Source organism: Pseudomonas sp. P7759 (assembly GCF_013386445.1).
Classification (GTDB): domain Bacteria; phylum Pseudomonadota; class Gammaproteobacteria; order Pseudomonadales; family Pseudomonadaceae; genus Aquipseudomonas; species Aquipseudomonas azotoformans_A.
Genome location: NZ_JACART010000009.1, coordinates 31050 through 46626 on the forward strand (window position 1 = coordinate 31050; position 15577 = coordinate 46626).

Genomic DNA, 15577 nt, shown 5'->3' on the forward strand with positions numbered 1-15577 from the left:
TTCACACCTCGTCTTCACGCTGTAGCTCGAACAGCAGCAGCGAGCGGCCCGTCACCGCGTACTCATGATCGAAATCAAAGCGTTCCTGCCCACGAATCGCCGGCGAATTGGTGTCCAGCATGCAGGTCCAGAACTCGCCTTCGGGCACTGGCGGCAGGCGGAAATTGACCATGTCGTGGTGGGCATTGACCACCAGCAACAACGTCGCATCGGCGCCGGCACGACGAATCCCGGTTTCCTGGGCGCGGCCATCCATCAACATGCCCAGGCAGCGGCCATGACTGTCTTGCCACTGTTCGGTGGTCATCTCATTGCCATCCGGCGCGAGCCAGGTGACGTCCTTCACGCCAATGTCTTCGTTGTAGTCGCCTACCAGGAAGCGGCCACGACGCAGGATCGGGTAGGCCAAGCGCAATTTTATCAAGCGTTTCACAAACTTGAGCAGGGCTTTGCCGTCATCATCCAGGTCCCAGTTGACCCAGCCGATCTCGCTGTCCTGGCAATAGGCGTTGTTGTTGCCGTGCTGGGTGCGGGCGAACTCATCACCGGCCACGATCATCGGCGTACCTTGGGCCAACAGCAAAGTGGCGAAGAAGTTGCGCATCTGACGCAGGCGCAGCGCGTTGATTTCCGGGTCGTCGGTCGGCCCTTCGACGCCATGGTTCCAGGACAGGTTGTTGTTGCTGCCGTCCTGGTTGTTTTCGTCGTTGGCCTCGTTGTGCTTGTCGTTGTAGGACACCAGATCGTGCAGGGTGAAACCGTCGTGGGCGGTGATGAAGTTCACCGAACTGTAAGGACGGCGGCCACGATGGTTGAACATCTCGCCGGAGGCGGTCATGCGCCCGGCAAAGTCCGCCAGTTGGCCGTCATCGCCTTTCCAGAAGGCCCGCACGGTGTCGCGGAAGCGGTCGTTCCATTCGACCCAGCCCGGTGGGAAGTTGCCCACCTGATAGCCGCCGGGGCCGCAGTCCCAGGGTTCGGCGATCAGTTTGAGCTGGCGCAATACCGGGTCCTGGCGGCAGGCAACGAGGAAGCTGTGGCGCTCGTCGAAACCATCGCGGTAACGGCCAAGAATGGTTGCCAAGTCGAAGCGGAACCCGTCGACGTGCATCTCATTGGCCCAGTAACGCAGGGAGTCGGTGACCATCTGCAATACGCACGGATGGCTCAAGTCCAGGGTGTTGCCGGTGCCGGAATCGTTGATGTAGAAACGCTTGTCATCCGGCATCAGCCGATAGTAGGAAGCGTTGTCGATACCACGCATGGACAGGGTCGGGCCGCGCTCGTTGCCTTCGGCAGTGTGGTTGTAGACCACGTCGAGGATCACCTCGAGCTTCTGCTCATGCAGGTGCGCGACCATCTCCTTGAACTCGGCGATCTTGCCGCTGGCCAGGTAGCGCGGGTCGGGGGCGAAAAACGCGATGCTGTTGTAGCCCCAATAGTTGGTCATGCCTTTTTGCAGCAAGTGCTGGTCATTGACGAAGGCATGCACGGGCAGCAGCTCGACCGACGACACGCCCAACTGGCGGATGTGCTTGAGCACGTCGTCTTCCATCAAGCCGGCGCAGGTGCCGCGCACGGATTCGCCCACGGAAGGGTGGCGCATGCTGATGCCGCGCAAGTGGGTCTCGTAGATGATGGTGCGGTCCCACGGCACGCGCACCGGCTGGTCGTTGCCCCAGGTGTGTGCAGGGTCGATGACTTTGCATTTGGGAACGAAGGGTGCGCTGTCGCGTTCATCGAAACTGAGGTCGTCGTCCGGGTGGCCGATGGTGTAGCCGAACAACGCCTCGGACCATTTCAGCTCGCCCACCAATTGCTTGGCGTAGGGGTCGATCAGCAATTTGTTGTGGTTGAAACGGTGGCCGTTGGCGGGGTCATACGCACCGTACACGCGATAGCCGTAAATCAGCCCTGGATGGGCGTCGGGCAAGTAGCCGTGGAAGGTTTCGTCGGTGTATTCGGGCAGTTCGATGCGCTCCAGCTCGACTTCGCCGGAATCATCGAACAGGCACAGTTCGACCTTGGTCGCGTTGGCCGAAAACAGGGCAAAGTTGACACCCAGGCCGTCCCAGGTGGCGCCAAGGGGGAAGGGCAAACCTTCACGAATCCGCGACGGCTCGCTGTCCGGCGTCGAAGGGGTTTTATCGGGTTTGCTCATTAAGTGGCTCCTGCAAGGGTCTTTTTTCGGGCCGAACGCGGCCGTGCTGACGAAAATTCAGCTGAGAGTCTGGAAGGTGAAATCACCTCTTGCCGACAGCGCCGACAAGAGGCGAGGGGTCAAGGCTTGGGTTTTTTGGGCGCCGGTGGTTTTTTAGCGGCCGGTGGCGCCGGCTTGCTGGCCGCAGGTGCCGCGGGTTTGGCTTTCGCCGGAGGCTTGGGGGCGCTGGCCTTGGGCTTGCTCGGCGTCAGCGCTTCGGCTTCTGCCAGTTTGCGCGCCATCTCCCAGTGACGTGCATCTTCACCATGGGGTTTGCCCTCGGACTCCCAGATCTGATGCGCCAGTTCGCGTATGCGTTTGTCTTCAGTACTCATCACAATGCTCCTCACAGAAAATTTTCAGCTTTCTTGATCATCAGGATTGATAAAGACATTGACCGGGAAATCCCCCAGGGCAGCGCTAACCAACAGCTCCTTGTCTGGTGTGACTGCGCCTGTATGAAAAAGTCCCTTCCAGTTTTGCGTTGTGGCGGCGAACGGTAATTTCACCCGTGTATCGCCCCAAACCTGCGCGTTGATCTGGGGATGCACACCGTTTTCAAGCAGGTGATGGGGCCAGCGTGGCACCACGACCAGCAAGCGTTTGCCCTGATGTTCGCGGCTGAATGCGACCACCCGTTCGGCGTGTTTGCCGACCACTTCCAGCGGCGTGTAGGTGCCGCTGCGGAACAGGTCAGGCTGGGCCTTGCGCAAGGCCAGCACCTGGGCAATCAACGCCTGTTTGATACGCCCGTCGCGCCAGTTGAACAACAGTTCGCCGATGTCCGGTGCGGTCGCCAGCGCCTGTTGCCGTGCGCTGAAATCCACCGGGCGACGGTTGTCCGGGTCGACCAGGCTGAAGTCCCAGAACTCATCGCCCTGGTACAAGTCCGGTACACCCGGTACGGTCATGCGAAGCAAGGATTGCGCCAGCCCATTCAGCGCGCCGGCCGGGGCAATCGCCTGAGCGGCATGGCCAATGGCGCTGCGTAGCGGGTGGCCTTCTTCACTGAGCAACAGCCTTGAAAGGAACGCTTCGACACCTTGTTCATAGGCCTCGTTGGGCGCGCTCCAGCTGCTCTGCAACTTGGCTTCGCGCAGGGCCTTTTGTTGCCATTGCCACAGGCGCTGCTGGTAGTCGGCAAAATCGGTGCCCTGGTCCAACGGCCAACTGCCGAGCAAGACTTGATAGAGGATCAATTCATCGCCGGCCGAGGGCGCGGTGTCGGTCCGCAACGGGGCGGCCAGGGTGCGCCAGTGTTCCACCTGTTCTACAAACCACGGCGCGCATTCACTCAGCACCGCCAGGCGCGCGCGGGTATCTTCGCCGCGCTTGTGGTCGTGGGTGGCGGTGGCCAGCAGGTTGTCGGGGAAGGTCTGCAAGCGCTGCTGGTTGACGGCATGGAAGTCGGCCAGTGGCGCGCTGAACTGTTCGGTGCTGAAGCCCACGTCATTGCGCGACAGCAATACCGCCGAGCGATAGAACGCGGTGTCCTCCACGGCCTTGGCGGCAGCCGGTGAAGTCAGTTGTTGGAAACGCACGCAAGCATGCTTGAGGATCTTGCGTTCGCGGCCCACCGGACGGTTGCGCCAAGGTTGACCACCCAGCCATTTTTCCAGGTGATCGAGTACGGGCCAGTCGCCTTCGCCCAAGGTGGTGCGCGCGCCGTCCATGGCGTGTTGGAACACCTGGTTATCGGCGTCGCTGCGCCCGCGTGCACTGATGTAAGTACGGTACACCGGGAAATGCACAATCAGTTCCTGCAACGCGCGGCGGATGGCACCTAGCGTCAGGTCGCGGGTCATCACGTCGTCGCGGGCCACTTGCAGCAGGGCCTGGGCCACACTTTCGAAGTCGCCGCCGAGGGAACCGTTGAGGATTTGCTGACGTGCCAGCCGCGCCTCTTCGATGAACGCCGAAGGCCGTTCGCTGTGACGGGTCCACAATTGGGCCAACGGCTCAAAGCCGTCGGGGTGATGTTGCAGCAGCGACAGCTGGTTCATGAATTCGTAGCCGGTAGTGCCGTCCACTTCCCAGTCCTCGCGCAGGGTTTCGCCTTCGCCGAGGATTTTTTCCACGAAGATCGGCAGATGCCGCTGCGGTGACAACGAATCCACCCGGCGCCGCAGCTTGCGGCAATACCCGCGCGGGTCGGCCAGGCCGTCGATATGGTCGATACGCAGGCCATCCACCAAGCCTTCGCTGATCAGTTCGAAAATCTTGCCATGGGTGGCCTCGAACACCGCCGTGCGTTCTACGCGCAGACCGCCCAGTTCATTGACATCGAAGAAGCGCCGCCAGTTGATATCGTCCGCTGCGGTGCGCCAGCTGGCGAGGCGATAAGCCTGTTGTTCAAGCAGTTGGTGCAGGCGGTCGAAGTCGAAGGTCGCCAGTTGTGCGTCGATGGCCTGGCGCACTTCGTCTTCAGTGGCCCGTTCGGCCAGGGCCTGTTTGAGCCAGGCGGCTTCATGGTAAGCGTCGTCCTGATAGGCCAGGGCGCTGAAGCGGTCGGACAACGGCTTGAGTAACTCATCGCTGCCCAGGATCGTCGCGTAGTCCCGTGGGCAGATCGGAAAGCGATGCTCGTAATGCTCAACATAGAACGCGCCATGGGTGGCATCGAACTTCAGGCTCACGCTGCCGCTCTGCAAGGCTTCGCCGTAGTCGCTGCCGAGGAACGGCATCAGCAATTGGCCCTTGAGCAGCGGGTCGGGCGAATGCCACTGGATATCGAAGAACTCGCTGTAGGGGCTCATGCGTCCCCACTCCAGCAGGTCCAGCCACCACGGATTATCCGCGCCACCCACGGCCATATGGTTGGAGACGATGTCGAGGATCAGGCCCATCCCGTGTTCTCGCAACGCGGCCACCAGCCTACGCAAGGCGGCTTCGCCACCCAGTTCCGGGTTGACGCGGGTGGGGTCGACCACGTCGTAGCCGTGCATGGACCCGGCGCGGGCGCTGAGCAGCGGCGAAGCGTAGAGGTGGCTGATGCCGAAGCGTGCAAAGTAGGGCACCAGCGGCACCGCGTCATCCAGGGTAAAACCTTTATGGAATTGCAGGCGCTGGGTCGCGCGCAGGGGCAGTGCGTTCATCGGTCACGCTCATAGGCTTGGTTGCGCGCGACGGCCAACAGCTCGAGGCGGCGGGCGGCACCGGCATTGTCGAGCAGGCTGGAGGCCTCACCCACTAAGCGGCGGCGCCAATTGGGGTGGGTGTCGGTGGTGCCGGGCAGGTTGGCCTGCTCCTCGACGCCGAGCGCATCCTCCAACGGCAACAGCACCAACGGCGCACGGGTATGGCCGAGGTAGCGCACGCTGGCGTCGATCATGTGGTCGGTTTCATTGCGGATTTCTTCAACGAAGTTCTGCGGGTCCTGGCTCAAGGCCTGGCGCAGTGCCAGGCGTTCGCGCAGGCGGTGTTCGCTCCATTGCTCCACGGTGGGCGCGTCGATCAGGCCGAGCTGAATGTTCCAGTCGATATCGCGGCTGTGCCACCAGCCGTTGAGCGTCGGCAAATCGTGGGTACTGGTGGTGGCCAGGGCATTGTCCGGCCAGTCGAGGATCGGCTTGAACTGGCCGTCGTGGTTTTGCTCGAACAGCAACACGCGCATGCCCAGGATCGAGCGTGCGATGAGTTTTTCGCGCAGGCCATCCGGCACCGTGCCCAAGTCTTCACCGAGCACGATGGCTTGATGGCGATGGGATTCCAAGGCCAGCAGACGCAACAGGTCGTCCACCGGGTAATACAGGTAGGCGCCTTCTCGCGGCGAGGCGTCCATGGGGATCACCCACAGGCGTTGCAGGCCCATCACATGGTCGATACGCAGGCCACCGGCATGGGCGAAGTTGGCGCGCAGCATTTCGATAAAGGCACGGAAGCCGTTGCGCTTGAGGCCTTCAGGCGAGAACGCGGAGATGCCCCAGCCTTGGCCGGCGCGGTTGAGAATGTCGGGGGGTGCGCCCACGGTCAGGTCCGCGAGCAGTTCGTCCTGACGGCTCCACGCCTGGCTGCCACCGCCGTCTGCGCCCACGGCCAGGTCGGCAATCAAGCCGACGCCCATGCCGCTGCCGCGCGCCGCTTGTTGCGCGCGCTCCAGGCAACGGGCGATCAACCATTGGCTGAAGGCGAAGTAGCCGATCTCATCTTGATGCTCTGCAGCAAACGCGGTCAGTGCCGGGCTCTGCGGGTTGCGCCACTCTTCGGGCCAGTGGCGCCAGTCGAGGTCTTCACCTTCGGTGGCGCGCGCGGCTTGCACGGCTTCGAAGCGGCAGTGGTTTTCCAGCGCTTCACCACCGGCCTGGCGGAAACTCAAGAAGTCGGCGTGTTGTGGATGCTGGCCGTGGCGGAAGTCTTCGTACAACGCACGCAACAGTCGCTGCTTGGCCTTGGCGGCGGTGGGCCAGTCGATCAGGCTGAGTTGTTCCAGATCGTGCAGCTCGTCCGTCAGGCCGAGGGCTTCGATGGCGTTGCGCACTTCGCGCTCCCCCAGGATGCAACCCGGCGAGGCGTACAAGCTGTTGAGGAACAAACGACTCGACGGCGAATACGGGCTGTAGCGCTCGGTGTCGGCGCTGAACATCGCGTGCATCGGGCTGATGGCCAGGGCGTCGGCACCGCGTTCAGCGGCCGAACGAGCCAGGTGTTCCAGGGCCAGGGTGTCGCCAAAGCCGCCATCGCCCAAGCGGCGCAGGCTATACAGTTGCGCGCTGAGGCCCCAGGCGCGGGCGGGGCGGCTGTCGACGGCCTCGGCCACGCTGTAGCAGTGGGTGGGGGCGACGGCCAGGGTGAACGACTGCTCGGCGATATGCACCTGATGGTAACCGAGGGCGATGACGCCGGGTAATACGGCGTCGCCATCCAGGCGCAATTCGAGGGTTTCGCCATCTTCCAGGCTGACCCGGCACAGGGTGTCCGGCTCAAAGTAACGAGCCAGGTCCAGGCCTTCGCCGCTGTCGATGGTCATCAAGGGTGGCAGGTGTTTGTCTTGTTGCGCCTGTTCCAGTTCGAGCAGGCTGGCGTCGATCTCTGCATCGCTGTCGGCCGGGTGGCCCAGGCCTTTGAGAACGGCGCGCAGGGCGTCGGGTTTCACACGTTGCGGGCGGCCGTTTGCGTCGATCCAATCGACGGCCAGGCCCGCTCGGCTGGCGAGGATTTCCAGGTTCGCTTCGCTCAAGGGTGCTCTCCAACAGGGGATAGGGTCACGCGTGCGCTGTACGCCGGCAGCTGGGCGCCGAGGTTGGCAGGCGTTTCGAAAAGGACAGCGCCGGTCGCCGGGTGATCCAGCGGCACGGCACTCAGGTTGAGGTCGATCTGCAACAGGCTGCCGTTGCCCAGGCGCCAGCGGGCGATCACGGCACCTTGAGCCAGCACCTGAGCGCCGAGCGCGAGGCTGCCCGGCAAGTGCGGCACGATATGGTGATGGCGCAGGTTCAACAGTTGGCGGTAGAGCTGGGCCTGTGGGTCGTCTGCAAAGGCCGGGGCCGACTGCTGGAAGGTCGCCAGGGCATTGGGGTCAGGAATGCGTTCACGTCGCTCAGGGTCGTGGAACGCGGCAAAGTCGGCGAACTCGTTACGCCGACCTTCGCGCACGGCTTGCGCCAGTTCGCCATGGTGGTCGGTAAAAAACAGAAACGGTTCGCTGGCGTTGACTTCGTCACCCATGAACATCAGCGGGATCATTGGCGAGAGCAGCAACAGGGCCGTTGCTGCCTCTAAAGCCTGGGGCGAGCAGAGTTGATGCAGGCGCTCGCCCAGGGCGCGGTTGCCGATCTGGTCATGGTTCTGCAAAAACGTCACAAACGCGCTCGGCGGCAGGTGCCCACTGGGTTCGCCGCGTTCATGGCCATGCCGGGTGGTCTGCCCCTGGTAGATGAAGCCTTCGCCCAGGCAGCGCGCCAGCTTGGCGGTAGGCTCCTCGGCAAAGTCGCTGTAATAGGCGTCGGTTTCGCCGGTCAGCAGTACATGCAGGACGTTATGAAAGTCATCATTCCATTGCGCGTCAAAATCGTGCTGCAGGAGGCTGGCCTGATTGAGCTCGTTTTCCAGCATCAGCCAGACGTGACGACCGGTGTCGACTTGCTCGCGAACGCGGTGGGCCAGTTGTTTCAGAAAATCCGGGTTATCGATGGCGTGTACTGCGTCCAGGCGCAGGCCGTCGAAACGGTATTCGAGCAGCCACATCAAGGCGTTGTCCAGGAAGAAGTCCCGCACTTCACGCCGGTCAAAGTCGATACCGGCGCCCCATGGCGTGTGCACGTCTTCCTGGAAGAAGCCTTTGGCGTACTGGCCGAGGTAGTTGCCGTCGGGGCCGAAATGGTTGTAGACCACGTCGAGGATCACCGCCAGGCCATGTTCGTGGGCGCTGTCGATCAGGTGCTTGAGTTGGTCGGGCGTGCCGTAGGAGGCTTGGGGCGCGTAGGGCAGGACGCCGTCATAGCCCCAGTTGCGTTCGCCGGGAAATTGCGCCAGCGGCATCAATTCAATCGCGGTCACGCCCAGTTCTGCCAAGCGTGGCAGGTGCTTCTCGACGCCGGCGTAGCCGCCCATTGCGCCGACGTGCAGCTCATAGATGACGGCTTCGTGCCAGGGACGGCCTTGCCACTGGCTATGACGCCATGGATAGGCGAGGGGGTCGATCACCAGGCTCCAACCATGCACATCCAAGGCCTGGGCCCTGGAGGCCGGGTCGGGTACATCCATTTCCCCATCGATATTGAAGCGGTAGCGCGTGCCCGCCGGGCACGCTATTTCGGTTTCGAACCAGCCTTCTGCCTGGGGCAGCATGGCGACGGACTTGCCGTTTTCCAATTCAACGCTGACATAAAACGCGTCTGGCGCCCACAAGGCAAAACGCGTGTGTTGCGCGTCCAGCATGATTGCGCCGTGGGGCCAGGTTTCCAGAGTCCGTAACGGCATCTATAGAGACCTCCCGTTGGTTATTTAGCGGATTTCCCCAAGGCCTTGGCCACAAGCTGCTCGTACAGTTCGGCGTAGGGTTCCACCGCCTGGCTCCAGTTGAACGGTTGTGTCATCGCACGGCAGCGCATGGCATTGAGCAGGCCAGGGTAGGCAAATACCTTGAACGCGCGGCTCAAGGCTTCTTTGTAGCTGTCGACCGTGGATTCATTGAACAGAAAACCGGTCACGCCATTTTCGATGGTGTCAGCCAGGCCGCCGGTATTACGTGCAACGGGCAGCGAGCCGAAGCGCTGGGCGTACATCTGGCTCAGGCCGCACGGCTCGTAGCGCGACGGCATGAGCAGGAAATCACTGCCGGCAAACATGCGACGGGCATCAGTCTCATTGAAGCCGATGCGCACACCAATCTGGCCGGGGAAGCGCAGCGCCAGTTCACGCATGGCGTTTTCTTCTTCCGGCTCGCCGCGACCGATAATGGCGATCTGCCCACCTTGCTCGACAATAAAGCTGGCGACGGCTTCGGTCAGGTCCAGGCCTTTCTGGAACACCAGGCGTGAGACCACGGCGAACAGCGGGCCGGTGGATTCACTCAGGCCAAACAGCTCGCGCACCTGGCTGGCGTTGACCGCTTTGCCTTCCCAGTCGCCGATGTTGAAGTTGTGGGTCAGGTGCGGGTCGGTGGAGGTTTCCCAGCTGTCTTCAATTCCGTTGGGAATGCCGCTGAGCAGGCCTTGCTGGGTCTTGCTGGCAAGAAATCCATCCAGGCCACAGCCAAATTCTGGGGTGGTGATTTCCCGGGCGTAGGTCGCGCTCACCGTGGTGATGTGGCTGGAATACGCCATGCCGGCCTTGAGGTACGACATCTTGCCGTAGAACTCCATGCCTTCCTGTTGCAGGGCGTGGGGTGGAATGCCCAGTTCCGGCGTCGAGGCCAGGCTGATCACGCCTTGATAGGCCAGGTTATGAATGGTGAACAGCGTCGGTGTGCGTGACCCACGCCAGTGCATATACGCCGGCGCCAGGCCAGCGGGCCAGTCGTGGGCGTGCACCAGGTCTGGGCACCAGTGGATCTGCGCGAGGTTGGCGGCCATGTCGGCGGCGGCCAGGCCCAGGCGGGCGAAACGAATGTGGTTGTCCGGCCAGTCGCGACCGTTATTGGCGCCGTAGGGCGTGCCCTCGCGTTCGTACAATTCGGGGCAGATCAACACATAGATGACCAGGCCGTCCTTGAGGTCCATGCGCCCGATCTTGCACGGCGGCAGCGCGGCGTGACCACCCAGCTCACCGATGATATGGATCGGGTTATCGCTTTCCATCACCTGCGGGTAACCGGGAATCAGCACCCGCACATCGTGCAGGTGGGCCATGGCGCGGGGCAGGGCCGCGGACACATCGCCCAGGCCGCCGGTTTTCACCAGGTCGGCAAATTCGGAGGTCACGAACAGGACTTTCTTGCGATTAGGATTCTGACTCACGATCGGCCGCACAGTGGTGGGCAGGTCGACCAACGAAGGTCCCCCTACCGGCTGACTGACACGCTCTCCCTGAATATCTACAGCGGCACTGATCATAGTTCTCTCCCACATGTTGGTCGGCTAATGGCCCGCTGCCATTAGCTCCGATGACCGCATCCTGCGGCCAGGCGCACAAGCACTGTACAAACTGGCAAGGCGTATGCCAGTTGCACGGTTAGCCAAAAAAGATTGGATGGACGGGCATTTCGCGTGAACCGCGGGTGCTCGCCTTACCTTAAAACTGGACCTACGGCAGAGTTGGAAAGTTTCGATTTTTTGCGGGGTTTTTGTTTTCGAACGGACCCATCGGTCATGAGTCTAGGACAGATCCTAGAGCTTGTAGGCTTTCTACGGAAATTTTGTAGGACAAAAAAACTTGTAACCTTATGCTCTCGTAGAAAGCACCAGGATATAGTGAGCAGGCTTGCCCTGCGCTGGAGTGCGAAGCGCTCCCATCAGTTCGCCCCAGCGCAGGGCAAGCCTGCTCACCACAAGGTTCAGTGAACACCAAGCGGGTGCGGGCTGCCCTTGAATGGTGCGTCAGCCCAGCTCGCGAATGGGCGTACCGTTGGCCCACGCTTGAATGTCTTCGAGCATCTGGCCGTAGAATTGCCGGTAATTCTGTTCGCTCACATAGCCCACGTGCGGCGTCGCCAGCACTTTCGGCAGGCGGCGGAACGGATGATCCGCCGGCAGCGGCTCCTCGGCGTACACATCCAGCGCGGCTCCCGCCAGGCGTCCGTTTTCCAATGCCTGCACCAACGCCGACTCATCCACAATCGGGCCACGTGCGGTGTTCACCAAGCGCGCGCTGGGTTTCATCCAGCTCAGTGCTTCGGCATCCACCAGCCCACGGCTGCGGTCGCTGAGCACCAGGTGAACGGTGAGAATATCCGCCTGTTCAAACAGTGCTCTCTTGCTGACCCAGGTCACGCCCGATTCCGCCGCGCGTTCCGGCGTGAGGTTTTCACTCCAGGCAATCACCCTCATACCGAACACCTGGGCAAACTGCGCGACTTTCTGGCCAATGCTGCCCAGGCCGAGAATGCCCAGGGTCTTGCCATGCAGATCACCGCCCAGGCCAACCTGCCAATGGCCGGCGCGCAAGGAATTGGCCTCGGCCAGCAGATTGCGAGTAGAGGCCATGATCAGCGCCCAGGTCAATTCCGGCGCGGCGTGTTTATAGCTGTCGGTGCCGCAGACTGTGATGCCCAGCGCCTTGGCGGCGGGAATGTCGATGGCCGCATTGCGCATGCCGCCCGTCACCAGCAGCTTGAGCTTGGGCAAACCTTGCAGCAGGGCCTTGTCGAAGGTAGAGCGCTCGCGCATCACGCAAATTACCTCGAAGCCCTGCAAACGCTCGATCATGGCGGCGGTATCGGCCGGGTAATCGTGCAGGAAATGCACCTGGCCCACGGCCTCAAGCACTGACCAATCCACCACGCCACTGGCCACATTCTGCCAATCATCAATGACTGCGATCTGTACCGACATTCACGAGTGCCTCGAAAAAAGTTGGATTAAAGGGCGTTCAAACCCTGCAACAGCGCTTTATGAAACTGGGCCGGTTCCTCCATCTGCGGTGCATGCCCCAGGCCCGGGAACTCCACCAGGGTGGCATGGGGAATCAGCTTGGCCACTTGCTTGCCCAGCACGGCGTAGTCGCCGAGCTTGGCTTTGACCGCCGGCGGCGCAATGTCTTTGCCGATGGCGGTGTTATCGGACGTGCCGATCAGCAGCAGTGTGGGCATTTGCAGGTTCTTGAACTCGTAGTACACCGGCTGGGTGAAGATCATGTCGTAAATCAACGCGGAGTTCCATGCGACCAGGGTATGCCCTGGGCCGTTGCTCAGGCCGGCGTACATGTCTACCCAACGCTCGTACTCGGGCTTCCAGCGTCCGACGTAGTAGGTGTTGAGTTGATAGTTTCGAATCCCGTCGGCGCTGACCTTCAGTTCACGTGCGTACCATTGGTCGACGGTGAGCGAAGGCACGCCCAGTGCCTTCCAGTCTTCCAGGCCAATCGGGTTGACCATTGCCAGCTGTTCGGTCTGCTCGGGGTACATCAGCGCGTAACGCGTGGCGAGCATGCCGCCGGTTGAGTGGCCGATAACCGTGGCCTTTTGAATGCCGAGTTTTTCCAGCAGTTGATGGGTGTTGGTCGCCAACTGCTGGAAACTGTATTGATAATGGTCAGGCTTGCTGGAGCTGCAAAAACCTATCTGGTCCGGCGCGATCACCCGGTATCCGGCATCGCTCAACGCCTTGATCGAACCTTCCCAGGTGGCGCCGCAGAAGTTCTTGCCGTGCATCAACACCACGCTGCGGCCGTTGGCCTGTCCTTTGGCGGGCACATCCATATACCCCATCTGCATGGACTTGCCCTGGGACTGGAATTCGAAATGCTTGAGTGGGTAGGGGTATTCAAAGCCTTGCAGCTCGGGACCGTAGCTGGCGGCAAAGGCGGGTGCGGTGCTGACGGCGAGCAGGCCGGTGATGCAAAAAGTGCGGATCAGGGGCATTGGCAAGGCTCCGAGAAGGGTGCTCGGATGCTGTTGCGGGACGATTAACTGGGGATTAACACCCAGTGCAAGGTCACGGCGGCGAGTACCCCATAACGGACGCTTTTGGCTAAAGTCACCAACAGCAGGAATCGCCACAACGGCTCACGCATCACCCCGGCGACCAAGGTCAGCGGGTCACCAATGACCGGCATCCAACTGAGCAACAATGTCCAATGGCCCCAGCGCTGGTAATGGTTACGAGCCTTGTCCAATTGCTTGTCACTGACGGGAAACCAGCGCCGCCCCTTGAAATGCTCGACCCAGCGTCCGAGCCACCAATTGACCACCGAGCCCAGCACATTGCCCAGCGTGGCAACGCCGAGCAGCAACCACAGGCAGTAATGCCCGCTGAGCAGCAGGCCCACCAGTACGGCTTCCGATTGCAGTGGCAGCAATGTGGCGGCGCCAAAGGCCGCGAAAAATAGCCCCAGGTAGCCGGCGATCATTGCGCCGGGTATTGCGCCACCACCACATCTTTGCCTTCACGGGTCAGGCCGATGACTTGATAGGCCTCGCTGCGGCCTTCGACTTCCATGCCCGGTGAGCCCATGGGCATGCCCGGCGCGGCGACGCCCAGCAGGTCATCGCGTTTACGCAAGGCCAGCACTTGCTCGGCGGGCACGTGGCCTTCGACGAACTTGCCGTCAATCACGGCGGTGTGACACGAACCCAGGCGAGGGGCCACGCCCAGGCGTTGTTTGACGGCGCTCATGTCGGCTTCGACGTGGTCATTGACCTTGAAACCATTGCTTTCCAGGTGGCTGATCCACTTTTTGCAACAACCGCAGTTGGCGTCGCGGTGCACGTCGATGGGAATCAGGTCGGCAGCCTGGGCCAGGGTGGTGGTGAACAGGGCTGACAGCAGGGCCAGGCGCAATGTGGTTTTCATAGGAACTCGCGTGTGGGAGAGGGCCGTTGGGATGGCGGCGATCATGACGCCGTCATCGCAGGCAAGCCAGCTCCTACCGGTTGGGAATGTTTCCAAATTATACGAAGGGTGGGTTTTCCAAGCGATGCTTGAGCTGGTCCAGGGCAATGGTCGACAACTCGATCATGCGCTCATGCAAGGTCGCCAGTTGCAGCTCGGTCTCGTAGGTCAATACCCGCTTGAACAGCGTGCCGTCTTGATGGGGCAGCAGGAAGTAGTGAATGGAGCCATCCACGGCCAGGGACGTAAACACCGTCTTGAACTCGCCGGGGCGACGGGCGATCTGCACGCGGTAACTCATCGGGACGCGTACGCCCAGCAAGTCAATGAACTCGGTAAACCGGGCGCCTGCGGGCAGTGAACCGGTTGTGCCGGTATCGGCACTGAGGGACGTGGGATGCCATTCGTACCAGCGATCCGGTTGGGTCACATAGTCGTAGACGGCTTCGATAGGGGCTCGGATAAAGCGTTCCTGACTGATCCGCTCCAAACGGACCGACTGCTCGGCAGCTCGCATGGCACACCTCCTGTGTTGCGACTAGGAACTGTCAGAATAGTCCCACTCCCGCACATTGCACGGGAGTGTTTCAGCCGTTTATCACTGCACCTTGAATCGACCCATCAACGCGATCACCCGGCCATTCGCCTCCAGCAGGCTTTGGGTATTGGTTTCAGTGGCATCGCCGCTCTGTACCAGCTCTTCGACCATTTGTCGGATCTGCACCATGCTGCGGTTGATCTCCTCGGTCACCGCGCTCTGCTGCTCGGCCGCTGTGGCGATCTGGGTGCTGAGGTTGTTGATATGGCTGACCGAACCGGCCATTTCATCCAGGCCGGTGTTTACCCGTGCCGTGGCATCCGCCGCCGACTGGCAACTGGCCTGGGTGTTTTCCATGGCGGCCACCGAGGAACTGACGCCAGCGGTCAAACGCGTGAGCATGTCGTTGATCTGCGAGGTGCTGGCCTGTGTGCGTGCCGCCAGCGCCCGCACTTCATCGGCCACCACCGCAAAGCCCCGGCCTTGCTCGCCGGCACGTGCGGCTTCAATTGCCGCGTTGAGCGCGAGCAGGTTGGTCTGGCCGGCAATCGCACCGATTACGCCAAGGGTTTCGGTGATGCGTGCGGCGTCCTGGCGCATGTTTTCCACACTGTGGGTGGCGCTGGACACTTCGCCGATCAAAGCGCTGACGCTGGTGGATGCCTCACCCACCACCACGCGGGAGCGGTCGGCATGCTCATTGGCGCGCTGGGTGAATGCGGCGGTTTCGGCGGCGTTTTGCGCCACGGTGTCGGCGGTGGAGCTCATTTCGGTGATGGCGGTGACCGTCTGATCGGTCTCGGAGGCATGCCGCACCAGGATCTGGTTGGTGTGCGCCGAGGTCCGCTGCAGTTGCTCCAGGCTCGACGACATGGCGCCAGTGGCCTGGGTCACTTCACCGATCATGTTCTG

Annotated in this window: 12 protein-coding genes; all 12 read right to left on the bottom strand. The window is 61.7% G+C overall.

Annotated features, from left to right (window positions below):
* Position 1: 1 nt before the first annotated feature.
* The 12 genes from glgX to HX823_RS32295 all read right to left on the bottom strand — a co-directional run bounded on the left by glgX (position 2) and on the right by HX823_RS32295 (position 15571).
* Positions 2-2161 carry a glycogen debranching protein GlgX gene (gene glgX / locus HX823_RS11810; RefSeq protein ID WP_038844626.1) on the bottom strand — a complete coding sequence of 720 codons (2160 nt, stop codon included), beginning with the start codon at positions 2159-2161 and terminating at the stop codon, positions 2-4.
* A gap of 119 nt (positions 2162-2280) precedes the next feature.
* Complete coding sequence (locus HX823_RS11815) at positions 2281-2535, bottom strand: DUF2934 domain-containing protein (RefSeq protein WP_177074953.1); 255 nt, start codon at positions 2533-2535, stop codon at positions 2281-2283.
* A gap of 24 nt (positions 2536-2559) precedes the next feature.
* Positions 2560-5295, bottom strand: a complete 2736-nt coding sequence (locus HX823_RS11820) for a malto-oligosyltrehalose synthase (RefSeq protein WP_177074954.1) — start codon at positions 5293-5295, stop codon at positions 2560-2562.
* Entirely contained in the window at positions 5292-7376 is a 2085-nt protein-coding gene (gene malQ / locus HX823_RS11825; RefSeq protein WP_177074955.1) for a 4-alpha-glucanotransferase, read from the bottom strand. Before malQ ends, HX823_RS11820 begins: the two co-directional genes overlap by 4 nt.
* A complete protein-coding gene (gene treZ / locus HX823_RS11830; protein WP_177074956.1) occupies positions 7373-9118 on the bottom strand; it encodes a malto-oligosyltrehalose trehalohydrolase in 1746 nt (581 codons plus the stop codon). The genes malQ and treZ overlap by 4 nt, the downstream gene beginning before the upstream one ends.
* Before the next feature lie 20 nt (positions 9119-9138).
* On the bottom strand, positions 9139-10692 hold the full coding sequence (gene glgA, locus HX823_RS11835) for a glycogen synthase GlgA (protein ID WP_080642373.1): 1554 nt from the start codon (positions 10690-10692) through the stop codon (positions 9139-9141).
* Between the two features lie 483 nt (positions 10693-11175).
* Positions 11176-12129: a D-2-hydroxyacid dehydrogenase family protein gene (locus tag HX823_RS11840; protein WP_177074957.1), complete on the bottom strand. Its 954-nt coding sequence runs from the start codon at positions 12127-12129 to the stop codon at positions 11176-11178.
* A gap of 26 nt (positions 12130-12155) precedes the next feature.
* The gene (locus HX823_RS11845; RefSeq protein WP_177074958.1) at positions 12156-13157 is read right to left on the bottom strand and encodes an alpha/beta fold hydrolase; all 1002 of its coding nucleotides are present in this window, start codon (positions 13155-13157) and stop codon (positions 12156-12158) included.
* A 44-nt stretch (positions 13158-13201) separates the two neighbouring features.
* Positions 13202-13645, bottom strand: a complete 444-nt coding sequence (locus HX823_RS11850; RefSeq protein ID WP_177074959.1) for a YqaA family protein — start codon at positions 13643-13645, stop codon at positions 13202-13204.
* Positions 13642-14088, bottom strand: a complete 447-nt coding sequence (locus HX823_RS11855; protein WP_177074960.1) for a DUF411 domain-containing protein — start codon at positions 14086-14088, stop codon at positions 13642-13644. Before HX823_RS11855 ends, HX823_RS11850 begins: the two co-directional genes overlap by 4 nt.
* Before the next feature lie 97 nt (positions 14089-14185).
* Complete coding sequence (locus HX823_RS11860; RefSeq protein WP_177074961.1) at positions 14186-14644, bottom strand: SRPBCC family protein; 459 nt, start codon at positions 14642-14644, stop codon at positions 14186-14188.
* Between the two features lie 81 nt (positions 14645-14725).
* Positions 14726-15571 (bottom strand): methyl-accepting chemotaxis protein, encoded by an 846-nt coding sequence (locus tag HX823_RS32295; protein ID WP_371317958.1) that lies wholly within the window; start codon positions 15569-15571, stop codon positions 14726-14728.
* Between the last annotated feature and the right edge of the window lie 6 nt (positions 15572-15577).

Bases quoted from the DNA above. Each gene is read 5' to 3' on its own strand.
- glgX (WP_038844626.1), bottom strand. From the start codon at position 2,161: ATGAGCAAACCCGATAAAACCCCTTCGACGCCGGACAGCGAGCCGTCG.
- HX823_RS11855 (WP_177074960.1), bottom strand. From the start codon at position 14,088: ATGAAAACCACATTGCGCCTGGCCCTGCTGTCAGCCCTGTTCACCACC.
- HX823_RS32295 (WP_371317958.1), bottom strand. From the start codon at position 15,571: ATGATCGGTGAAGTGACCCAGGCCACTGGCGCCATGTCGTCGAGCCTG.
- HX823_RS11860 (WP_177074961.1), bottom strand. From the start codon at position 14,644: ATGCGAGCTGCCGAGCAGTCGGTCCGTTTGGAGCGGATCAGTCAGGAA.
- HX823_RS11850 (WP_177074959.1), bottom strand. From the start codon at position 13,645: ATGATCGCCGGCTACCTGGGGCTATTTTTCGCGGCCTTTGGCGCCGCC.
- HX823_RS11840 (WP_177074957.1), bottom strand. From the start codon at position 12,129: ATGTCGGTACAGATCGCAGTCATTGATGATTGGCAGAATGTGGCCAGT.
- HX823_RS11845 (WP_177074958.1), bottom strand. From the start codon at position 13,157: ATGCCCCTGATCCGCACTTTTTGCATCACCGGCCTGCTCGCCGTCAGC.
- glgA (WP_080642373.1), bottom strand. From the start codon at position 10,692: ATGATCAGTGCCGCTGTAGATATTCAGGGAGAGCGTGTCAGTCAGCCG.
- HX823_RS11815 (WP_177074953.1), bottom strand. From the start codon at position 2,535: ATGAGTACTGAAGACAAACGCATACGCGAACTGGCGCATCAGATCTGG.
- treZ (WP_177074956.1), bottom strand. From the start codon at position 9,118: ATGCCGTTACGGACTCTGGAAACCTGGCCCCACGGCGCAATCATGCTG.
- HX823_RS11820 (WP_177074954.1), bottom strand. From the start codon at position 5,295: ATGAACGCACTGCCCCTGCGCGCGACCCAGCGCCTGCAATTCCATAAA.